Annotated in this window: 18 protein-coding genes and 1 pseudogene; 8 read left to right on the top strand and 11 right to left on the bottom strand. The window is 41.7% G+C overall.

Going from position 1 to position 21,636, the window contains the following annotated elements:
• A partial coding sequence (locus VB714_RS01600) for a MinD/ParA family protein (protein ID WP_323220496.1) occupies nucleotides 1-565 on the top strand: 565 nt, incomplete at its 5' end.
• Between the two features lie 84 nt (nucleotides 566-649).
• Here the strand turns inward: VB714_RS01600 and VB714_RS01595 are convergent.
• Entirely contained in the window at nucleotides 650-2,215 is a 1,566-nt protein-coding gene (locus VB714_RS01595) for an adenylate/guanylate cyclase domain-containing protein (RefSeq protein WP_323220494.1), read from the bottom strand.
• Between the two features lie 201 nt (nucleotides 2,216-2,416).
• Here VB714_RS01595 and VB714_RS01590 point away from each other — a divergent pair, with 201 nt between their 5' ends.
• Both VB714_RS01590 and VB714_RS01585 read left to right on the top strand, forming a co-directional pair.
• The gene (locus tag VB714_RS01590) at nucleotides 2,417-3,115 is read left to right on the top strand and encodes a retropepsin-like aspartic protease (protein WP_323220492.1); all 699 of its coding nucleotides are present in this window, start codon (nucleotides 2,417-2,419) and stop codon (nucleotides 3,113-3,115) included.
• A gap of 32 nt (nucleotides 3,116-3,147) precedes the next feature.
• Complete coding sequence (locus VB714_RS01585; protein ID WP_416309577.1) at nucleotides 3,148-4,119, top strand: NAD(P)-dependent alcohol dehydrogenase; 972 nt, start codon at nucleotides 3,148-3,150, stop codon at nucleotides 4,117-4,119.
• A 50-nt stretch (nucleotides 4,120-4,169) separates the two neighbouring features.
• Here the strand turns inward: VB714_RS01585 and VB714_RS01580 are convergent, their stop codons facing one another.
• The 3 genes from VB714_RS01580 to VB714_RS01570 form a co-directional block, all read right to left on the bottom strand.
• Entirely contained in the window at nucleotides 4,170-5,843 is a 1,674-nt protein-coding gene (locus VB714_RS01580) for an AarF/ABC1/UbiB kinase family protein (protein WP_323220488.1), read from the bottom strand.
• A gap of 4 nt (nucleotides 5,844-5,847) precedes the next feature.
• A complete protein-coding gene (locus VB714_RS01575) occupies nucleotides 5,848-7,740 on the bottom strand; it encodes a HAMP domain-containing sensor histidine kinase (RefSeq protein WP_323220486.1) in 1,893 nt (630 codons plus the stop codon).
• A gap of 68 nt (nucleotides 7,741-7,808) precedes the next feature.
• Nucleotides 7,809-8,798 carry a hypothetical protein gene (locus tag VB714_RS01570; protein WP_323220484.1) on the bottom strand — a complete coding sequence of 330 codons (990 nt, stop codon included), beginning with the start codon at nucleotides 8,796-8,798 and terminating at the stop codon, nucleotides 7,809-7,811.
• A 118-nt stretch (nucleotides 8,799-8,916) separates the two neighbouring features.
• Between VB714_RS01570 and VB714_RS01565 the strand changes: the two genes are divergently transcribed.
• The 3 genes and pseudogenes from VB714_RS01565 to VB714_RS27260 all read left to right on the top strand — a co-directional run.
• The gene (locus VB714_RS01565; protein ID WP_323220482.1) at nucleotides 8,917-9,270 is read left to right on the top strand and encodes an NAD(P)H-quinone oxidoreductase subunit M; all 354 of its coding nucleotides are present in this window, start codon (nucleotides 8,917-8,919) and stop codon (nucleotides 9,268-9,270) included.
• A gap of 4 nt (nucleotides 9,271-9,274) precedes the next feature.
• Nucleotides 9,275-9,496, top strand: a complete 222-nt coding sequence (locus VB714_RS01560) for a DUF6737 family protein (protein ID WP_416309575.1) — start codon at nucleotides 9,275-9,277, stop codon at nucleotides 9,494-9,496.
• 71 nt (nucleotides 9,497-9,567) lie between these two features.
• Nucleotides 9,568-9,891, top strand: a pseudogene (locus tag VB714_RS27260) (DUF433 domain-containing protein); the annotation flags it as partial.
• 237 nt (nucleotides 9,892-10,128) lie between these two features.
• Here VB714_RS27260 and VB714_RS01550 read toward each other — a convergent pair.
• A complete protein-coding gene (locus tag VB714_RS01550; protein WP_323220476.1) occupies nucleotides 10,129-10,305 on the bottom strand; it encodes a hypothetical protein in 177 nt (58 codons plus the stop codon).
• A 132-nt stretch (nucleotides 10,306-10,437) separates the two neighbouring features.
• Between VB714_RS01550 and VB714_RS01545 the strand changes: the two genes are divergently transcribed.
• On the top strand, nucleotides 10,438-14,583 hold the full coding sequence (locus VB714_RS01545) for a hypothetical protein (protein ID WP_323220474.1): 4,146 nt from the start codon (nucleotides 10,438-10,440) through the stop codon (nucleotides 14,581-14,583).
• 205 nt (nucleotides 14,584-14,788) lie between these two features.
• Nucleotides 14,789-15,583 (top strand): Uma2 family endonuclease, encoded by a 795-nt coding sequence (locus VB714_RS01540; RefSeq protein ID WP_323220472.1) that lies wholly within the window; start codon nucleotides 14,789-14,791, stop codon nucleotides 15,581-15,583.
• 85 nt (nucleotides 15,584-15,668) lie between these two features.
• On the opposite strand, the gene rdgB is transcribed toward VB714_RS01540, so the two are convergent.
• The 6 genes from rdgB to VB714_RS01510 form a co-directional block, all read right to left on the bottom strand.
• Complete coding sequence (rdgB, locus tag VB714_RS01535; protein ID WP_323220470.1) at nucleotides 15,669-16,256, bottom strand: RdgB/HAM1 family non-canonical purine NTP pyrophosphatase; 588 nt, start codon at nucleotides 16,254-16,256, stop codon at nucleotides 15,669-15,671.
• A gap of 36 nt (nucleotides 16,257-16,292) precedes the next feature.
• Entirely contained in the window at nucleotides 16,293-17,360 is a 1,068-nt protein-coding gene (locus tag VB714_RS01530) for an LOG family protein (protein ID WP_416309576.1), read from the bottom strand.
• A 178-nt stretch (nucleotides 17,361-17,538) separates the two neighbouring features.
• On the bottom strand, nucleotides 17,539-18,363 hold the full coding sequence (gene pstB, locus VB714_RS01525) for a phosphate ABC transporter ATP-binding protein PstB (RefSeq protein ID WP_323220468.1): 825 nt from the start codon (nucleotides 18,361-18,363) through the stop codon (nucleotides 17,539-17,541).
• 41 nt (nucleotides 18,364-18,404) lie between these two features.
• A complete protein-coding gene (pstA, locus tag VB714_RS01520) occupies nucleotides 18,405-19,313 on the bottom strand; it encodes a phosphate ABC transporter permease PstA (RefSeq protein WP_323220466.1) in 909 nt (302 codons plus the stop codon).
• A gap of 12 nt (nucleotides 19,314-19,325) precedes the next feature.
• Nucleotides 19,326-20,255, bottom strand: coding sequence for a phosphate ABC transporter permease subunit PstC (pstC, locus tag VB714_RS01515; protein ID WP_323220464.1), 930 nt, complete (start codon nucleotides 20,253-20,255; stop codon nucleotides 19,326-19,328).
• A gap of 76 nt (nucleotides 20,256-20,331) precedes the next feature.
• The gene (locus tag VB714_RS01510) at nucleotides 20,332-21,393 is read right to left on the bottom strand and encodes a PstS family phosphate ABC transporter substrate-binding protein (protein WP_323220462.1); all 1,062 of its coding nucleotides are present in this window, start codon (nucleotides 21,391-21,393) and stop codon (nucleotides 20,332-20,334) included.
• Nucleotides 21,394-21,636: the final 243 nt, after the last annotated feature.

Here is a 21,636-nt window from a genome sequence, read left to right as displayed (position 1 = left end):
GGGAAAATGCAACATTACCGATGCGGCTCATGATGTTACTCATGTATTGGAAAATAACAAACAGGAAAATAGTAAAATATTTCTCGTTCCTTCTAGCGTCAAAGCCAGTGAAATTGCTCGAGTTTTACGAGAAGGCTATGATGTCGGTTTATTGAATGATGGGTTTGATATGTTAGTCGAGGATTTGGAGTTAGATTATTTATTTATTGATACTCATCCCGGATTGAACGAAGAAACTCTCCTTTCTATTACTATTTCTGATATTTTGGTCTTAATTTTAAGACCGGATAAACAAGATTATCAAGGTACGGCGGTGACAGTAGATGTTGCTCGAAAGTTAGAAGTTCCCAAAATGTTAATGGTGGTGAATAAAGCCCCTACCAGTTTTGATTTTACCTTGCTACAAGAGAAAGTCGAACAAACTTATGATGTTTCTGTTTCTGGTATTTTGCCGCATTCCGATGAGATGATGGTTTTGGCAAGTGATGGTATTTTTGCCTTAAAATATCCCGATAATCCGCTAACGCAAACAATTTTGAATATTGCTAAAGAGATTGTTGCATAGTTAGAGATTTGGGGCGATCGCCTAGGGATGGCTCTAACCTCTATTCCTCTCTTAGGGGGCATTTTTATTAGACGGCGATCGCAGTTATAGAGGGCAAACCTCATTTTCTAAAATTGTATAAATTCGCGTTATTTTAGCTTTACCTTTCAAGGAAACATTGCCCAAAAATTGAGATTGAAAGGGTGTCCCGCAGAGGGAATTGCGATCGTCAAGAGCAAGATCGATCGATTCATTAAATAAAATTTGATTCTTAGCCGCATAACTCATCAAACGAGCCGCAGTATTAACAGTATCGCTGAGAAGATTAAACTCTCTTCGTCCGCGACTTGCCCCAATTTCTGCGGCAAAAACTTGCCCTCGGGTACAACCAATCTGACAAGCAATAAACCTGGGTTGTTTATTGACGAGAAAAGAGGGGAAATTAACAATTAACTTGCGAATTTTACAAGCGGCTCGAATTGCGTCTATTGCATCGTCAGGACGGTCATTGAGAATGCCAAAATAAATGACAATATCAGAACTATCTAAATGATAGGTAGGATTTCGCATGATGCCTCCCTCCGCCGTAACAATAGCATTAATTTGAGAAAAAAGGTGACTGCATCCTTTCACAAAATTGTCTTCTTCTGAAGGCTGTAAACGATCTGTGGCATCTGATAAACCGAGGAGATTAACAAACATAATCGTTGATTTGAGAAACTCAGGTGGAATTTGCCGATGTTCCGTATTTTCTACGAGTAACTCGAGAATGGGTTTCGGTAAATAACTCGCGAGAGGTTCAATTTGCCCGCGAAGATTCTCAATTTCTCGCGTAATTCCCTCGATCTGGCGATCGAATAATAAGGCTCGCCCTCTGCGCCGTCGTTTGAGGGCGAGATCGTATTCTCCCAACTGATTATCGCTGAGATCGTCGATGACAAAATGATGGGGAGATTTTCCTATTTTGAGGTGGAATTGCGATCGCGCTCGAATGCTGGCTGCTGCGCTCAAGCAAACCTGTCTGACTTCTCCGGCTCCTTCTGTTTTTTTGGCAAGTTGGACATCTTTTCCCAATAAAACCCGCATCATCCGTTCTGGAGTACCAATATCTGCTGCAAGGAATGTCCCAGGATGAATACCCACGCGCATTTTCAAAGAAAGAATCCCGTTTGGAGTGTCAATATTCTCAAATTCTGTCATGGCTCGCTGCATTCGCAAACCCGCGCGGATGGCTCGGTAGAGGTCGGTATGAGCGCGATCGCGGCGAAATTCAACTAAAACAGCATCGCCAGTAAATTCCAGTAAATCCCCGCCCGATTTACTCACGATCTCGATCATGGCTTCAAAATACCTTTGCAAAATCGCCAATAAAACATTAGCTCCTTCAGATTGGCGATTCATATTTGCTTCCATTAACGGGGTAAATCCAGCCAGATCGGTAAACAATAGCGTTCCTTTGTGCCAACTGTAGCGAACTTTTCCCACGGTGGGGGGATCTGTGGCAATTTGTAGGGGAAGATAGTCTTGAAGAATTGAACGTAGGGTTCGCAAATGCTCAAAAATTTCCATTAAGGTATCCGCATTGGGATTGGTCGCCAAAGTGGTATAAAGTTGAGCGGGAAGTAAGCAATGCAATTTGGGTTTCAGGTTAACGAGGGGGTTGAGAACCATAATCAAAATAGAAAATAGGCAAGCAGGGAGATTTTGTCGATTGCACCCAAATCCGCGAGAGATAGTTTTTTCCGTCGCCTTTATTGTTATTATCTCTCAGAGAATCAAAATTGATGTGCTTTGGCTCAGGCGATCGCGTGTTGCCAAAGGGATTAAGAATTATTATGGATATATTATCTCTAGCAACAAAATAATTGCGTTATGAAATTTAGGTTTGCCGCGATCGCATTACTTGCAACAGGATTCAATCTTATTTTTTCTCCTTCCGGGCGTTCTCAGTCTTTGAATGAGGCACTCAATAGCGCCATTTGCGCCCAAGATTGGTCTCGCGCCCTGCAAACGATCCAAGAGATCAAACAAGTGTCCCCAGAACACGCAGCGCAATTAACAACTTACCAGAGTCGCTTACAAAATCTTGCCACTCGCGGGTTTTATCTTCCAGGGTGGAACTGTAGTGGTGGGGGCTTACCGACTGCCTCGGCGATCGCCCCAGCACAACCTTCAACCAGTGGCGTTTTCCGCGTTCCCATCAAAGAATTTAGGGGGGGAACACCCGTTGTTGAGGTGACTTTTAACGGCACAGATACCTTTCCCATGCTTTTCGATACGGGGGCAACCACAACCCTAATTTTACCGAGTATGGCGAACAAGCTCAAACTGGAAACTCTTGGCAATGCGGAAGCAACTGTAGCGGATGGCAGAACAAAAAAGGTTAATGTTGCTCGTGTAAACTCTCTGAAAGTGGGAGATTTAGAGGTAAATGATGTTACTGTTACCTTCGATCTTCGTGCCGATGAAGCCAGTTTAGAAGGAATAGGATTACTCGGTCAGAATGTTTTTCAACATTACGACATCTCACTCAAAAAAGAGGAAATTGAATTTCGGGAGCGAAGTGATTAAAGCAAGATAAAGGAAAAATCATGAATGACAAAATGAGAGCGATCGTCCAAACCGAATATGGTTCAACAGATATGTTGAGTCTGGAGGAAGTTGACAAGCCCGTTTTACCAGACAACGGGGTGCTGCTACGAGTTCATGCCGCGTCCGTCAATGCTGGCGACTGGCATCTTATGCGAGGCACTCCATTCCTCATTCGCCTCATGTTTGGAGGGCTACTCAAACCAAAAATCAAGATCCTGGGTTTTGATGTGGCAGGACGTATTGAAGCTGTTGGCAAAGATGTCACGCAATTTCAGCCCGGGGATGAAGTCTTTGGAGACCTGTCCGAGTGTGGTTTTGGCGCTTTTGCCGAGTATACCTGTGCAACAGAATCGGCGTTAGTACTGAAACCGTCTGCCACAACATTTGAAGAAGCTGCAACTGTTCCAGGAGCAGCCCTTGCCGCGTTACAGGGACTGCGGGATGTGGGTCATATTCAGTCAGGGCAAAAGGTGTTGATCAATGGTGCGTCCGGTGGTGTGGGGTCCTTTGCGGTGCAGATTGCGAAAGCCTTTGGTGCTGAAGTGACTGCCGTATGTAGCACGCAAAAAATGGAGATGGTACGATCGCTCGGCGCAGATCGCGTCATTGACTATACTCAAGCAGATGTCACCCAAAATGGGCAGCATTATGACCTGATGCTTGATGCAGCAGCCTACCGTTCAGTTTTCGACTATTTGCCAGTATTGACGACAGAGGGAACCTACGTTATGGTCGGCGGATCTACCCCTCGATTTTTCCAAGTGATGTTGCTTGGAGCTTGGATTTCGAGAACCAGTCGCCGCAGGGTGAAATGCCTAGCTTCAAAACCTAATCAAAAGGATCTCGTCACGTTGAGGGAGTTAATGGTGGCAGGCAAGATCGCCCCTTTCATCGACCAGTGCTACAACCTGAGCGAAGTCCCCGCAGCAATCCGGCACCTCGAACAGAGGCAGGTGAAGGGCAAAGTCGCCATTCGGGTTTGAAGACAGCAGTATAATTGGTTTTAACAATCCATTATCTGTTACTTTGATTTTTATTTTTCCACAAACTTATCCAATCGTTCTCGCACAGCTAATTGCATCAAAGAACGCAGGAGAATTAAAAACCAAAAGGCTGAGAAACAAAAAATAACAATCCCCCAATTGGCAATTCCTCCGATAACAAGGAGCGTTCCTGAAATGAGAGAAAACCCCGACAAACAGGTATAAATTAAACATTTTACTGCTAAATTAATGCGCTTGAGGGCGCGATCGCTGGTTTCTGATTTGACTTGAAATTCGATTTCGCCGCGATCGAGTCTTTCTTGTAAATCTTGAATGGCTAATTCTACCCGACTGGGGCGATCGAGGCGATCGCGAATCAATTCCCCTGCTTGTCGGAAGGTTTGACGAATTAAATTACCCTTACGAGCCGATTGAGTTAATTCTTTCAGAAAGGGTTGACTCGCAGCAATTAAATTATATTGGGGATTTAGAGCGCGAGCAATGCCATCGAGAGTAGAAACTGATTTAATCACAAACATCATTTCCGATGGTAAGCGAAAAGGTTGTTTTTCAAACATTAAATAAACTTCGCTACTCATCTGCTCAAAAGCTCGCAGATCGATTGGTTTTTCGCGAAATTGTTCTAAGACAAAAGCAACTAAACGCTTGATGGGAGACATATCTTGTAGTGGTTCGATCAATCCCATATAAACTAAACTTTGTACCACTGCATCGGTATCTTTTCGCATGACCGCAAAAAAAGTATTGATCATCTCATCTTTGGCCATGCTCTTCACCTCTGCCATTGTGCCAAAATCGTAAAAAATGATTTTTCCTTGCTCATTAACTGCCATGTTTCCAGGATGAGGATCTGATTGAAAAAAACCATCTTCTAAAAGTTGCTTGAGATAACAAACAATTCCCGTTTGAATGAGGCGATCGGGGTTAAAATTGCGAGATTCAAGAGAAGCGCGATCGTCGAATTTAATCCCAGGTAAATATTCTAAAGCTAAAATCCGTTGTGAAGTATAGCGCCAATAGACTCGCGGAACGACAACATTAGGATAATCGCGAAAATTGCTCTGAAAGCGTTCGGCATTTTTGCCCTCGTGAATATAATCAATTTCTTGATAAAGTAAACCAAAAAACTCGTGATAGAGATGTTCGAGATTGTATTTTTTGACTTTGGGAAAGTAGCGTTGCAGCAGTCTAATGAGGCGATGTAACACTGCAAAATCAAGATTCAAGAGTCGTTCTAAACCAGGACGCTGAACCTTGATCGCAACTTTTTCTCCTGTGGGTAAAGTCGCGCGGTGAACTTGTCCCAAACTTGCAGCAGCAATAGGTGTTTCCTCAAACTCTTGGAATAACTCCGATATTGAACTGCCTAATTCTGTTTCTATAACCGCGATCGCCTCTTGGGAGGGAAAAGGGGGGACGCGATCGTGTAATTGTTCCAAGGCTTCAATATAGGGCAAAGGAATCAAATCCGATCGCGTCGAAAGCGCTTGCCCCATTTTGATAAAAGTCGGCCCTAATTCTAACAATTGTGCGACCAACCAGCGAGCATGACGGCGCTGCTGTTTTTCTGAAGAATTTCCTGTTATTTTATCCCATCCCAAGGCCAGAAAAAAGCGGGTAGCAACGCTAAAAACATCGATTTTGCGCTGCCAGGGTGAATATTTTTCTTGCTGCCAACGGAGGGTTTTCAAAGATGCACTCATAGAATTATTTTTGCAGGGGAAATTGCGGTAAAACGAGGGTAAACCGGGTTTCACCGCGCTGGTTTTGGTCAGCAATGCGACTCGATACTTCAATTGTGCCATTAAGATGCTGTACCAGCCCTTTTACTAAAGCCAAGCCCAACCCCGTTCCCGCGATCGCCTGTTGGTTTGCTTCTTTGCCGCGCATAAATTTCTCAAAAATACTCTCAATATTTTCCGGTGCAATACCTGCACCAGTATTCACAATTGCGATGGTAATGCGATCGCCTTTTTTGTCCGTTTCTGAGGCTAACTGGGGGGTAGAAATGCGATCTATTTCTACATAAACCGTACTGTCAGGATCGGAGTATTTCTCCGCATTAGCCAGTAATTCTTGTAGAATGCGCTGCAAACTGTCGCGATCGGAATAAAGTAACAAGGAGGTATCGAGATTATCTTCTCCACCGTAGCGAACGGCCAATTCTAACCCTTTTTCTGCCCATGTCTCGCGACAAGCTCCCCATAATTCTTCCACAATTTCCTGAAGATTTAATTGGCTCAGTTGTAGATTAATTTGATGAGTTTCTAGCTTTTGTAGTGCCAGTAAATCTTGAATAAGATTATATTCTCGCCCCCATTCCCGCTCCAATAAATCCAAGTATTTGCTTTGACGTTCCGGGGGAAGTCCAGGTTGACGAAGCATTTGAATCGCCAGTTTCATTGTTGTTAAAGGGGTTCGCAACTCGTGGCTTACAGAATCGAGAAATTCATCTTTAAGTTCGATCAATTGGCGTAATTGCTCCACCTGTTTGCGGGTTTGTTCGTAGAGTTTGGCTTGAACTTCTAAACTGCCTTGCAATTGAGCCGTCCGTTTTGTGACCAAGGACTGTACTTGCTTAATAGTGCGATCGTAGATCGTTGCCGTGGCAATTTGAGCGCCTACCCAACGCGCTAAAGCCATTTCACCAGTTTGCCAGCGATAGGGGCGATCGCGCTGAAAGAGGAAAAACCCTAGCACTAAGGAAGAATTACTGGCCGTACCGATCAGAGGAACGAGTAATAAAGCGGGAAAGCGATCGGGATTAAAAAGACTAGGAATGAGACTATCGGGTTTATTGTTGGGATTGGACTGAGAGCGAGGGTTGTTTTTTGTTCTTTCTCGAAAGGTATCGATCGCAAAAGGTTGGGGAGACTGTTGCCAAGCGGTAATACAATAGGGACAATCGGATAATTCAAAGTTTTCCCCTACGCCAATTTTAGCAATGTCGTCCCTTGCCGTCCATTGATGAGCAACAGTGCAATTGGCTCGGGGGATCGCCGTGGAATCGTGTTGATTGTAGAAGGGGTCTTTGTATTTTAAAAGCACGATCGCCCCTCGTTCCACCTGTAGGGCTGTTGCTGTTGTCCCTAGAGCCAGGTCTAGGTCGGGTTGAGCCGCATTGATGCCGTGAAATTGTTCTAAGAGAACCTGGTAGGCATTATTGAGGTAATTTTGCTGTTGAAGTCGAACTTGAGAGAAAGCGATCGCCACGGCATTCGCGATCGCCTCTAGTGTCTTGGCTTGTAAATCCTGCCATTTATCTTGCACATCTCCCCCCAAAACAATGACTCCCTCTGAAGGCGTGGGGATCATAAGCACGCATTTTAAAGGAAGGGCAAAACTTGAATTTTGCCCAGACAGTTGAGCCAATAATTGCTTTTTGAGGCTGTCTTGTTCAGGAAGATAGCTTTCTGCACACCAATACCCATTAGTTCCCAATTCGAGGTCGCGGCGATCGCTAACCAGCAAACAGGCCACCGCACCCAACCGTTGGCCGATCCCTCGAGCAATTCTAGCGAGAAGAGATAGAGGATCGGCAGAAGGGAGAAGCAGTTTAAGAATTTCCTGTCCGAGTTTGTGGGAGTCTAGTTCATTCATGTCACTACTCTTCCCGAAATGTTCCCACAATTATCAACTATCAACTATCAACGATTCACTATCAACTATCAATTATTATCCTGCTTTTGTGCTTGAGTGCGAGCCACTTCACTATTTTTTTGATAAAATTCAACGCGATCGCGCGCAACATCATAGCGGGGATCGTCTTGAGCCACCGAGTTCATCAACTCCGAGGCTTTTTGCCACTGAGCGGATAAATTCAGCCACTCTGCTTTGGTTTGAGCCGTTTGACCTTTTAGGGAAACTTCTTCTGCCAATCGTACTGCTTCGGAAAAAGGATCTTCCGTAGTAGCGGGAGCATTAGAATCACCGGGAGCGGGCAGTACGACGGTTGTAGGGGTTTCTGTTTGCAGGGGAGAGGGTGTCGGAGATACAGCAGGTGTCGGAGATGCAGCAGGTGTGTCAGTTGGAGATTCAGTCGTTTGGGCAACAGGAGCAGCAGGAGAAACCGACGATACAGAAGATTTAAAGAAGGGAAAAAGTCCCGCCAGTTGGGAAAAATCGAGGTTTTGTGCGCGCCAATTGTTATAAGCCAATCCTGCCAAAAAACTGACCGTACATAACAACAACATTCCCACAATGTTACGAACCTTGGATGATGAGGGAGGAGAAGAGTTGGATGAAAGTTGGATAGCCGTTGATTTTTGCTCAGATTGTTTGCTTTTGTTCTCCTTGCGAAACCAGTTTTGGAAAGTACTGGCTTTGCGAAGCACGATTTCTTGGGACCAGAGAAGTTGATTTTCTGGGTTGTGATGGACATCTTCGAGCCAAACAAGTTGCTGTTCATTGGCAATGCGACTGCAAATATTAACGCGGCGCAGATTTTGCGGTTCGATCGCCTCTAAAATTTCCTGTAACTGCTCAATCAGAACAGATTGTTCGAGTTGTTCGCTTTCTTTGGCTTCACAGAGAACTTGCAGGATGCCCTTTTCTAGGACTGCTCGAGTTCTCACCCCCATGTCAGCCAGGCGATCGTTCATAATCTGCACGATCGCCGCGACACTGCCTTCATGAGCTTGTTTTGCTATTTCATCCATATTTTGCCTTGGCACGTCGGAAATAACCGATTCCCCATACTTGGTTTAACTTTATCAAAAAACGGGTAGAATACCTTGATGGGAATAACGCGCAATTTCATTCGGAGAAAAAATTCTGATGCTTTTAAAATCAACCACACGCCACATTCGCGTTTATGCGGCGGAATTACAGGATGATGATTTCGTTGAGAGCAATAAGGTTCTCACCCTTGATATCGATCCTGACAATGAATTTAACTGGAATGAAGATTCCCTGCAACGGGTGTATCGAACCTTTGACGATCTAGTTGAATCCTATAATGGTGAGGATTTGACGGAATACAATCTTCGCCGCATTGGTTCCGATCTCGAACATTTGATTCGTTCTCTCTTGCAGGGCGGCCAGATTAGTTACAATTTGCAAGGTCGCGTTACCAATTACAGTATGGGGCTACCTCGGTTGGAAAGTCCCGATAGCGACGGAAAATATTAAAGGCATGAGTTTTTGGGATTATAAGCCTTGGTGGTGTCAGCCTTGGTCGATTTTATTAACGGGAGTTGTGGCGATCGCGGGGAGTTGGTTGCTGCTGCGATCGCTTTGGCTGACTGCTTTCGTCACTGTACCCATTTTATTGTGGTGGCTTTTGTTTTTGATTCTCGTACCAAGGATGTTTCGAGAATCACAGGAAACGAAGGAATCAGGAAATCTTACAGATTAGCGATCGCCTTTTACTTCGCTAACCGAGAGGCGATCGGTTAAAATGGGAAGAACAGAATTGAAAATCCAACCATGCAATTAGAAGATTATTTTGATTTTCAACGTCCTGATGATATTCGCCTGAAAGGTACGCGAGTGGGAATTGAAAATGTTCTGTACGAATATCTTTATCGCAGTCGCACCCCCGAGGAAATTGTTAGTTGTTTCTCTAGCATTACTTTAGAGCAGGTTTACGCGACGATTCTTTATTATCTACATAACAAGGAATCCGTCAGCCAATATATTACTGATGGGTTGGAGTGGGAACACGAACAATGGAAACAACAACAACTTAATCCTACTCCAACGATGCTTAGATTGCGGAAGGTGAGAGCGCAAATGGAGGCAGATAAAAGAAAGAAATGGGATGAGAATGAGGATGTTGAATATCCCGAACCAAGAGGCTCTTTGGTTGCGTCTCTCAAAAATTACGGTAGAACCAGAAAAGAGCAAATTAAAATTAATCAAAAAGGTATCGAGATGCTTCGTGCTTGGCGTGAAGAAAAGCTAACAGAAGAGGAGTTAGAAGCAGCAAGAAAAACATGGGAAATGGCAAAGACAATTATTGACGAAAATCGTTCTCGCAAGTTATTTTCATAATTTATGATTATTTTTCTCGGTAATATCTGGAGGAACACCAAAAGGAATCAGAAAACTGGAAGCGATCGCTTTTCGAGATTCGAGTATATTTTGGGAATGCGATCGCGCCGATAAATACCCCGATTTCAGTACCGTGCCTTTGTAATGGCTGTCGATCGGGAGAATTATCAAGCTAGAAACGGAAATGATAAGAAATATGTACTATCGAGGGAAAGATATCCCTCTACAGCAATATCAAGTATAATTGTTCTACAATAATTGAACTTCTCGTGAAGCAAAAAAAACATACTCCCAATTTAGTTTATGTCTGATGCAACACCTGCCTATCGTGGCTATCGCCTTCAAACTCTATATACTCTCGCACGTATCCTCGAACCTTGCGATACAAAAGATTTAATTTTTCAGCCTGAAGGTGCAGAAGATTTAGCTATTTTTGACACTAGCGATCGTCTTTTAGAAGTCATCCAAGTAAAATCTTACACCGCAAATTTAACACTCTCTTTACTCGATCCAGATAAAAAAGATTCTTTTTTCTATCGAATCAATAATTTACCTAATATAGATACCGATCTAAATATTATAATTGTGAGTTTTGGACAGATTGGAATAGAACTACTTCAAGCAACACAGGAAGATGGGAAAAAAAGAGAGAATGTTATTCGGAAAATAGTCAAATATGGATTTTTATCAGAAGCAGAGGCTAACAATCTGCTTTCTCAATTAAACTTTATCTCTGTTTCAGAAGAAGAGTTGCAAGCAAGTGTTTTTTCTGCAATCGGCAATTTATGCACAGGTATCGATGTCAATGCTACCTTTGATATGCTCAATTTTTGGTTGTATCGTTGTGCAGAAGATAAACAAAAAATCACTCATAACGATCTCATCAAAAAAATCAATGATATAGGCAGATTTTTAGGAGAACGAAATGCTCATCATAGTGAATGGTTTCGTTCAATTGTTCCAGTTGAAGATCGTGAAATAGAAACTCAAGATAAGAAAACTTTATCAAATGAATTTTATAGAGGAGTTTCCGCAAGATACGAACATATTCTTGCTGATATTGATCAACCTCGTCCTAAAAAACTTGATGAGATTTCTCAAAAGTTTCATGAAAAACAAGTTGTTATTGTTCATGGGGCATCTGGACAAGGAAAAACAACACTTGCTTATCGATACTTACATGACTTTTTTCCGAGTTTATGGCGCTTTCAAGTCCGTTTAGTTGATAGTCGTCAACACGCCTTAAATATTGCAACTGCACTCTCAGGACACGCAAGAAATATCGGTATTAAAATGGCCGTTTATCTTGATGTCTCTCCTAATGATGAAGGTTGGGTCGAATTGGTTAAAGAATTATCACTACAAAGAAATATACAAGTTTTGGTTACAGTCCGAGAAGAAGACTTTAAACGAGCTAGTATTTCTAATACGGAAATTCAATTTAATGAGATAGAGCTAAAATTCGATCGCACTGAAGCCGAAGAGATATATCAGTTTTTACAAGAAACAGAAACACCAGCATATTTTCTTGATTTTGATGATGCTTGGAAACGCTTTGGAAATCAAGGTCCTTTAATGGAATTCGTCTATTTGGTGACGAAAGGGGAATCTCTGCGAGAGAGATTGCAGGGACAAATTGAGAAAATTCAAAAGGAAGTTGCAGAAAAAATACGTTCTGAGAAAGAGCTAAAGGTACTTTGTTTAGTTTCTGTCGCTTCGGCATTTGAAGCCCGTTTAAAAATCAGAGAACTGGTTCATTTTCTGGATTTACCCAAATCGACAACGAAACAAACCTTTAAACTACTGGAAAAAGAGTATTTATTAAGAACCAGTGAAGATGGAAGATTAGTTGCAGGATTACATCCCATTCGCTCAGAAATTTTAGCAGATATTCTTGTCGATCCAGCGTTCAATTCTTGGATTGATAATTTGAGTGATTGTTTCCCATTTATCTTTGAGCAAGATATTGGTAGCTTTTTACTTTATGTATTTTCACGTCATCAAAATGAATTAGAACCACTTTTAAATGCGCTTGACTCATATCAGCCAGAACAATGGATCGCGATCGCCGGTATAGTTCGAGCATTAATTTGGCTGGGTATTAAAGAATATGTTCACACCAATCAAGAATTAATTACTGAGACATACGAGAAATTTGGTCGAGGATGGGCATTAATTCTCGATTTTGATATAGCTAATGCTAATCCGGGTGTTGCTGATAATTTACTATCCTCAATTTTGTCAATAAAATCTGAAGAGGAACAATTGCAAATACAAACTTTGAGAAGTCGTCAAACCAATAAAAATCAAATATTTATACGTGCTACTGAATGGCTATCAAATTTAACTAAGAAACCGCAAATTCCTCAATTTGAATTAGATTGGATAGCAATGGCAGAAGTTTTATTTTGGATAGGACGTTTACAAATCAGATTGCCAATTAGTGATTGGTTAAATAATGTTAGCTTAGATGATGCAATTGAGGAATTAAATCTAGAAATTTTGGCGGATATAGCTTTGGGAATATTTTATGCAGATGAGACAATCTATCAATCTTGGCTCGATCAAAATTATGATCGATTGATTCATCGATTTCGACAAGAAACTCAAACATTGATGTGGGAAGATGATGGACAAAATTTACGAGTTCATTTTGCGATCGAGTTATGTAAGCAAGATCGACCTTTACCTGAAGTTCAATCATTTGAGAAATATGCTAAAAGAGGATTTGTTGATGCTTCAACAGAAAGATTAACATTGTGCCGAAAATTCTTTCCCAACTACGAACGATATGGAAGTAAAGGCTATGGACATCAAATTTGGATCGATATTGAATCACATGATGAAACTGAAAAAAATATTCCCCTTAACAATTTTCCTTTGCAAAACTTAGTCTCTATTAATGCTACTTTTAAGGCGATAGTAGATTGGAAATTACGTCCTAATACATGGGAAGAATATGCAAATCTTGTCCTCACAATTCGTCAAGAAACAATACAAATTCTGCAAAAAATTAGAGATAGTTTAAAGGAGTTTTTCGCACAACAGAAAAAAATTCAGATTTTAGGTAATAAGATTGAAACAAATATATGGTCTAGTTGTAAAAACAACTTCAAAGACCCTCCTCGATTACCTTGTTGTGCTTTTGATGAGTGGGGCTTTGCTTCGGAAAGTAGAGATAATTCCCAATCTTCAGGTATTTACAAAGAAAAAAATTTGGTACTGGAAAAATATATATCTTATCTTCAAATTTTTGATAAATACGTTTCCAGTTGCTCTAATTTTTTTGAACAATCTGAATGTGTGTTAAATGTTCATCCTCATATTAGGAATGAAAATTATGAACATTTAAGGCAAATGGCCAATTTATCTGTCTTAAATTTAGGAGATGCTTTGCAAATTATACCGAAGCTACAAGAAGAATTTAGAAAATTATTATATCAATTTATAGATGATAAAAATAAACTGCACGAAGTAGAAATTTTAGAACAAGAAGTGTTTGGCGAATTATGGTGTATTTGGTACTATTTTGCATTTCATCCAAAGCGGAGATTCGAGAATGCAATTCAAGAATGCAAGAAAAAGTTTAACAAAAAAGTAAAAGAGATCCGTAAAAATATTCAAAAGCAGTTAAAATTAATTTCTTCAGATAATTTAGAAATTAAGATTTTTTCAGAAGATGTCTTGTGGGAAAAGGAAAAGACACTTTCGTTGGTAATTGATGGAGAAAATCCTTTTGATGTCTATCATAATATTGAAGTGGTACTTGATGCTGTTTTTCGAGGAATTGAAAAAGTTTATAGTTGTGAGTTACGACGTTATGCAGTTCAATTTACTTGGTCTAATATTGTTGTTGTACCTTTGGTTCTCCATAAATCTTTAGACGGGACAGCTTGGAAGTTTTCTTCTCTTTTATTCTCGACAGGCGATCCTCATAATTTAACTGAATTAAATCCCATTTTGATCCCTATTCCAGAAAAGGTTATTTCTCAGTTGGGGATATTAACTTGGGCATCTCCGAGATTAAAATTAGTACAAAAATTAAGAGGATTTATTGCCCAATTATCATTATTAGATTTACACAGACGAGATTTTGCAAGACTTCCAAATCTAGATAAACAAGGAGAAGAAATATTTCAAAAAATTCGGATTCCACTCGGTGAAGTTTTTCAATCAATCTCGAATGTAGAAACTGAGATATTCACTTATTTTGATAATTTAACACCCTCAGAACAAGAAAATCGACAAAACTTGATTTCAGCAATTCAGCGATTGAGAGAATTAAATAAACAAATTTTTTCAAATACTAATCTTCAAAGTGGTGAAGTAATAGAGGTAGAAATGGATATTGAGGAAGTCTCCGAGTGGGCAATTCGTTTAAATTCAATACAACAAGACATTTTCTCCGTTTATCTATTTTGGGTGTCAGATATTTTAGATGAAGAATAAAATTTTTTTCTCGTATTCGATAATCTCAGTGAAAGGCGATCGCAAAAAGAAAAAAATCCACTCACTATCAACTTTGTCTAAAATCGCCGATCGCCTTTCTCGATCTCTCTTATTCTTTAAGGTACACTTGTTTTGAGACCTTCCCCACCCTTCCCTCATGGTTCAACTTCAACCCTCATACCCAAGGCAGAAATCCCTGCCCACCATGTACGATTTACCCAGCGAAAACCCGGAGGAACCAGGTTTGCCCGACGAATTTCACGACTTTCAACCCGATCTCCTGAAAAAGACCTGTCAATCTCCCCATTATCTTCGAGAAGATTATTTTGTTGCCAGCGATCTGAATCTTTACTACGATCGCGAAAATCCGAGATGGTATAAGCGACCAGATTGGTTTTTGGTATTAGGGGCAAGACGCAGCACAAATCAACAAGAATTACGCTTAAGTTATGTGATCTGGGAAGAAGAAGTCAATCCGTTTTTAGTCGTAGAATTGTCTTCTCCTGGTACAGAAAATGAGGACTTGGGAAAAACTAAACGCAAGCAGGAAACGCGACCGACAAAATGGGAAGTTTATGAAGACATTCTCCAAATTCCCTACTATCTCATCTACGATCGCTATGAAAATCGGTTTCGTGGTTTTGTTTGGCGATCGGGAAAATACGAAGCATTAGAGTTATCGGAGGGAAGATTGTGGTTAGAAGAATTGGGGTTAGGTGTGGGATTATGGCAAGGGAGTTATGAAGGAGTAGAGGGACGGTGGTTGCGGTTTTATGATAGTCAAGGAAATTGGATTCCGACTCCCGACGAACGTGCCGATCGCGAAGAAAGGGAGAAAGAACAAGAACGAACAAGAGCTATCCTAGCTGAAGACGATCGCGATCGCCAACAACAACGAGCTAACCTTGAAAAGGAAAGAGCCGATCGCGCTGAATCCGATTTACAACAATTGAGAGATCGTCTCTTACAATTAGGGGTCGATCCTAATAGTTTGCCTTAATTTTTGGGGCGCGATCGCGACCTTATCAAGATTTCAAGCAGGCATAATATCATCAAAAATGACTCAGTTTGGTTACGATCTTGAATTATTGTAAGTTTGTGAACTGCGGTAGCAAGTTTTCAAAAGCCTTGCCTCGATGACTGATTGTTCGCTTGAGTTCTGGTGACATCTCTGCAAAGGTTTTGTTGTGTTGAGGAACATAAAAAATAGGGTCGTAACCAAACCCTCCGGAGCCTCGAGGAGTGTAGAGAATTTCTCCTTCGCAGATGCCTTCTGAGACGATCGCAATACTACCATCGGGACGAGCGATCGCCACAACGCAAATAAAACGAGCTTGGCGATTTTCCCGATCTCCTAGCTCCTGTAACAGGCGATCGCATCGATCGCGATCGCTACTACCATAACGAGCAGAATACAGCCCTGGAGCGCCTCCAAGTGCGTCTACAGCTAACCCAGAGTCATCGGCGATCGCCCATTCTCCCAGTGCTTTAGCAATGCTGGTTGCTTTCAAACAGGCATTTTCCTCAAATGTTGTTCCCGTCTCTTCAATATCCAATTCCTCGGGTTTTAATTTTAGTTTGACATTAACTCCTTGTAAATGTGCCTGCATTTCTTGCAATTTTCCGGGATTTCCCGTTGCTACAATCAAGGTTGTTAGTTGTTGTTTTTTCATTAATAGTAAATAAGTAGGGGTTTGGTGACCAAACCCCTACTTCCGTTCGGGATGATCGCTTTCGGGTAAAAAGGCTCCAAGTTGATTGATTTTACCAATCATTTGAGAGAGGCGAGCAGCATCTTTTTGATTGAAGTCAAAAACCAAACGTGGTAAATGTTCTGTTCCATCTCCTCGCTCTCCTGGCAAAACACCACTTTTTTTAATGTGACCTCGCACCAATATATCGCTAAATTCACGATTGAGAAACTCTACCGATCCATCGGATAACTCTGAATTCAAACGCATCACAAATTGCTTGTCAACATAACGGCTAGAATGATAGACTCGGAAAAAATCGCTGATAATTTTACAAGCAATATTTATATCGTCGGTAATGGTGTAAATATTTGGATCGTCTGGGCTAATTAGTCCCTCCTTTAATAAATGTTCGCGAATATGTTCGTCTAAAGAATTCCAATAATCGCTACCTGGTTCATTGATCAAAACAATAGGCGCGGGTCCATATTTTCCTGTTTGATAAAGCGTTAAACTTTCAAAGGCTTCATCGAGAGTGCCAAAACCGCCTGGAAATAGTGCGATCGCGTCACTTTCTTTCAAGAAAAATAATTTGCGGGTGAAGAAATATTTAAAACTGATTAATTTATCATCGCCACGAATGAATTCATTTGACCCTTGCTCGAAGGGTAAATTAATATTTAAACCAAAAGAATGTTCCCGTCCAGCCCCTTCATTCCCTGCTGCCATAATGCCATCTCCAGCCCCTGTAATTACCATAAATCCTTGCTGGGTAATCTGGCGAGCAAATTCTACTGCCATACTATACACTTTGCGATCGCTCGGAGTTCTCGCAGAGCCAAATATGCTCACTTTCCGAACGTGACCATAAGGGGATAAAGTAGTAAAACCTCGTTCTAAATCTTCTAATGTCGCCGATAAAATCTTCCAGTCTAGGCGATCGACTTCTTCTCCGGTTAAGCGCATTAAAACGGCTAATGCTCGCTGAATGTATTTACCATGCTCGATCTGAGGAAGTTGTGCGATCAATTTCTCTAAGTTTTTATGCAAAGACTCGGATTCTAGATCGGAGGGAGATAATGCCATAGGAAGTGTAAACGCAGCAGTCTCCAATTTTACCACGGTCAAGAACCGTGATTGACCTGAAGGTACAATAGCGGTTTGGAAGAATCAGTTTCCAAGCTCCCCGATCGGCACGCCCTACATATTAAACCACGAGCGGGCAGAAGATGCCCGCACTACATAACAAAAAAGAGCCAGTCGATCAGCCAAAACGACCACTCACATAAGCCTGAGTTGCTTCCTGGGTCGGATTTTGGAAAATCACTTCTGTTCGATTATATTCCACCAAATAGCCAACTTTTCCACCCGTTTCCGTGGCTTCTGCATTATAAAACGCCGTCAGATCGGAAACCCGAGAGGCTTGCTGCATATTGTGAGTAACAATGACAATCGTATATTGTTGCTTTAACTCATGAATTAACTCTTCTACCTTTAGTGTTGAAATAGGATCGAGAGCCGAGCAAGGTTCGTCCATGAGAATCACTTCTGGAGAAATGGCGATCGCCCGAGCAATGCAAAGCCGTTGTTGCTGTCCCCCCGATAACGCCAAACCGCTATCTTTGAGCTTATCTTTGACTTCATCCCATAAAGCCGACTTCCGCAAGGAATCTTCAACCAGTTCATCCAGATCGCCAGTGTAGCCATTGATCCGCGCCCCAAAAGCAACATTGTCATAAATCGATTTAGGGAAAGGATTGGGTTTTTGAAAAACCATACCAATACGACGACGCATTTCTACGGGATCGACACCAGACCCATATAAATCCTGTCCGTGAAAGGTGATTTTTCCCTTGACTCGAGCGCTGGCAACCAGGTCATTCATGCGGTTAAAACAGCGCAGAATCGTACTTTTTCCGCATCCAGACGGTCCAATAAAAGCAACCACTTGATTATAGGGAATATCTAAGGAAACATCCCGTACTGCTAAGTTTGAGCCATAATAAACATTGACATCTTTAGCGCGGAGAACCGCTTCTGTGACTAAATCTTCTGGAGCCGTCACATAGGACTTATTAATTGAAACCATTGTTTTGGTTAGTGATTGTTAGTGATTGATTAAAAAAACTCTTAACCGCGTTGTTTTTGGAACTTATTTCGTAGCAAAACTGCTGTGCCATTCATCATTAGCAACACTACCATCAAGACAATAATTCCAGCAGCCGAATTAACATGAAATTCTTGTTGGGGGCGAGAAACCCAGTTGTAAACTTGAATGGGGAGTACCGTAAAGGGACTTTGTAAGTTTTCGGGTAAGAAAGAAATAAAGGTTAATGCCCCAATTGTAATCAAAGGAGCCGTTTCTCCGATCGCCCGAGAAAGAGCCAAAATCGTTCCCGTCAGAATCCCTGGTAAGGCGATCGGCAAAACCTGACGCGAGATGACCTGCCATTCCGTGGCCCCCAAAGCGAAACCCGCTTGACGCAAACTATCAGGAATTGCCCGCAAAGATTCCCGCGTGGAGACAATAATAATCGGTAAAATCAATAGAGCCAGGGTTAATGCTCCAGAAATAATGCTGCGTCCTCCGGTTAGCGGTTCCATAAAACGCACGAAAACTTGTAATCCCAATAACCCGTAAATAATAGAAGGAACTCCGGCCAAGTTATTGATGTTGATTTCAATCACCCGTCCTAACCAACTATCTTTGGCAAATTCTTCGAGATAAATTCCCGCACCTACCCCCAAAGGGAAAGCGATCGCCGTAATAGTAACCATCATCCAAATTGTCCCCGCTAAAGCCGAGAGTAAACCTGCTTCTTCGGGTTTTCGAGAGGGAAAATTAGTTAAAAACGACCAGCTTAAACGTGGAAATCCTTCAATCAAGACGCTCAACAATAATGTTACCAGCACGAGGATAGAAATGGCGATCGCGCTCCAAGTGGCGATCGCAAAAATGCTATCTATCTTATAACGACCCGATAGATTAACCTTAAAATCGCTAGGTTTAGCGTCAGTAAGAGGTGTTTGTGTTGTCATAAAATTTGCGAGTTAATCGTATTTCTCGCGGAAACGGCGAACGAACCAGAAACTAAAAATATTCAGAGCAAGAGTAATTAAAAACAGGGTCATACCTACAGCATAAATCGTTTTGTAAGCCAAAGAACCTGCGGGAGTATCCCCCAAACTAACTTGCACAATAAACGCTGTCATCGTCATCACGGGAACGAGAGGATTTAAGCCCAAACGCGGGTTTTGTCCGGCTGCAAGGGTGACAATCATCGTTTCTCCAATCGCTCGAGAAATTGCCAAAATAACCGAAGAAACAATCCCCGACAAAGCTGCTGGAAGAATAACAGAAATGATCGTTTCTCGCTTGGTTGCTCCCAAGGCATAAGACCCATCCCGCAAAGTTTGAGGAACGGAATAAATAGCATCTTCGCTCAGAGAAGCCACTAAAGGGGTAATCATAATCCCTAAGACTAGACCTGCACTGAGAGCATTAAATCCTTGTACGGGAATAAACGTTTGTAGGAGGGGTGTAACGAACAAAAGAGCAAAATAACCGTAAACAACCGTGGGAACACCTGCTAAAATCTCTAGGATTGGTTTGAGAATTGCGCGAGTTTTTGCAGTCGCGTATTCACTCAAGCAAATCGCCGCCAATAATCCTAAAGGTAGGGCAACTAAAATTGCAATCCCTGAAGTCATGAGTGTTGCGCTAATCAATACAAAAATCCCGAATTGAGCGCTGGAAAAGAGGGGAGTCCATTTCGTATCCGTGAGAAAATGCCAAAGGGAAACTTCCTGAAAAAATTCAAAGGTTTCAAAAACCAAAGTTAAAACAATGCCAATGGTTGTGGCAACTGAAACAAGAGCAAAGATGGCAAATACTGTTTTAACCGCAAACTGAACTCGCTTGTTGAGTTTGCGATTGGGTTGCCAAAGATCCGGGTTACTAGAGGAAAAATCGGAAGTCATACTCGATATTGGAGAGGCGATTATCGATACAGCCAACAGTCTTACAGACTATTGGCTGTTTAGTTATTTTCTAACTCTAAAGTTTATCAGCAAGTTTTACACCCAAAGAGGTTCCTCCCTCAAAAATCGAACCAAGTTTGACCTCTGCGATGCGAGTTTCAATTTTAGAAACCAATGCGGAAGGTAGGGCGACATAACCCACTTCTGTAACCAGATGAGCTTGATCGGAACTGATTTGATAGTCCACAAATGCTTTAACAGCAGGTTTCGTGTCTAGAGATTCTTTCTTGACATAGAAGAAAATAGGTCGTGCTAAAGGATTGTAAGTCCCATCTTCGATGCTGGCGCTACTGGGTGTAATACATTCCCCTGCGGAGTTCTCAATCTCGAGAACTTTGAGAGCATCTTTGTTTTCTTCGTAGTAAGCAAAGCCAAAGAAGCCCAAACTCCCTTTATCGGCTTCAACTCCTTGAACGATGACGTTATCATCTTCGCTGGCGGTATAGTCCCCTCGGCTTTCTCCTTCTTCACCATAGGTTGCTTCGGTGAAATAATCATAAGTACCCGAATCTGTACCGGGTCCATATAAGCTCAAGGTTTGGTCGGGGAATTCATCGCGGATTTGCTTCCAATTCGTGATTTTTTCTTCTGCTGCGGGTTCCCACATTTTGGAGAGTTCTTCTGGCTTCAAGCAGGTTGCCCAGTCGTTTTCCTTATTGACGACGACGGAAATACCGTCAAAGGCAACAGGAACTTCCACAAATTCGATACCCGCTTCTTTACATAGTTCGATTTCAGATTCTTTGATGGGGCGAGAAGCATTAGAAATATCAGTTTCTCCCGCACAGAATTTCTTAAATCCACCCCCAGAACCAGAAACTCCAACAGTGACTCTCACTTTGGAATTCTCTTTCATGAATTCCTCTGCCATTGCTTCAGAGATAGGGAAAACTGTACTCGAGCCGTCTACAAGTACATCTCCACTTAAGCCACTGTCTTCACTAGCACTTTCACTTTCGCCTTTACTCTCTGTACTTTCTGAGGTTGTTTCAGTAGTACCGCAGGCAGTCAGGGCTAATAATAAGGCGATCGCGGATAAGCGAACAGGCCAAGAACGTTTTGTGTTTAGGAAAACCATACTGTCACTCCTCAATTTTGTTAATTAGTGTAGAGTCTCAAATCAAATTGTTGAAGAGATATTTAAACCTCAACTAAATTTCCAATTGAATAAGTTTTTCGATACAAGCCCAAAAATGCTTGTATTGACAACCTTCAATTGCGATTGATAGCCCCTTTACTGTTACTGCAAAAGAAAATACTTTGTCAAATAAGAAAACGTTAATAATTGGTTAAGAAAAGGTAAAGAAACGAACTTAATTTT

It is taken from the genome of Spirulina sp. 06S082, assembly GCF_034932145.1.
Classification (GTDB): Bacteria; Cyanobacteriota; Cyanobacteriia; order Cyanobacteriales; family Spirulinaceae; genus CCY15215.
Note: the sequence above shows the minus strand (reverse complement) of the source record. Positions and strands in the feature narration are given on the sequence as shown.

Coding starts and splice junctions, on each gene's coding strand:
- VB714_RS01560 (WP_416309575.1), top strand. CDS start 9,275: ATGAGTTTTTGGGATTATAAGCCTTGGTGGTGTCAGCCTTGGTCGATT.
- rdgB (WP_323220470.1), bottom strand. CDS start 16,256: ATGAAAAAACAACAACTAACAACCTTGATTGTAGCAACGGGAAATCCC.
- VB714_RS01580 (WP_323220488.1), bottom strand. CDS start 5,843: ATGAGTGCATCTTTGAAAACCCTCCGTTGGCAGCAAGAAAAATATTCA.
- pstB (WP_323220468.1), bottom strand. CDS start 18,363: ATGGTTTCAATTAATAAGTCCTATGTGACGGCTCCAGAAGATTTAGTC.
- pstA (WP_323220466.1), bottom strand. CDS start 19,313: ATGACAACACAAACACCTCTTACTGACGCTAAACCTAGCGATTTTAAG.
- VB714_RS01545 (WP_323220474.1), top strand. CDS start 10,438: ATGTCTGATGCAACACCTGCCTATCGTGGCTATCGCCTTCAAACTCTA.
- VB714_RS01510 (WP_323220462.1), bottom strand. CDS start 21,393: ATGGTTTTCCTAAACACAAAACGTTCTTGGCCTGTTCGCTTATCCGCG.
- VB714_RS01565 (WP_323220482.1), top strand. CDS start 8,917: ATGCTTTTAAAATCAACCACACGCCACATTCGCGTTTATGCGGCGGAA.
- VB714_RS01530 (WP_416309576.1), bottom strand. CDS start 17,360: ATGGCATTATCTCCCTCCGATCTAGAATCCGAGTCTTTGCATAAAAAC.
- VB714_RS01595 (WP_323220494.1), bottom strand. CDS start 2,215: ATGGTTCTCAACCCCCTCGTTAACCTGAAACCCAAATTGCATTGCTTA.
- VB714_RS01590 (WP_323220492.1), top strand. CDS start 2,417: ATGAAATTTAGGTTTGCCGCGATCGCATTACTTGCAACAGGATTCAAT.
- VB714_RS01540 (WP_323220472.1), top strand. CDS start 14,789: ATGTACGATTTACCCAGCGAAAACCCGGAGGAACCAGGTTTGCCCGAC.
- pstC (WP_323220464.1), bottom strand. CDS start 20,255: ATGACTTCCGATTTTTCCTCTAGTAACCCGGATCTTTGGCAACCCAAT.
- VB714_RS01585 (WP_416309577.1), top strand. CDS start 3,148: ATGAGAGCGATCGTCCAAACCGAATATGGTTCAACAGATATGTTGAGT.
- VB714_RS01570 (WP_323220484.1), bottom strand. CDS start 8,798: ATGGATGAAATAGCAAAACAAGCTCATGAAGGCAGTGTCGCGGCGATC.
- VB714_RS01575 (WP_323220486.1), bottom strand. CDS start 7,740: ATGAATGAACTAGACTCCCACAAACTCGGACAGGAAATTCTTAAACTG.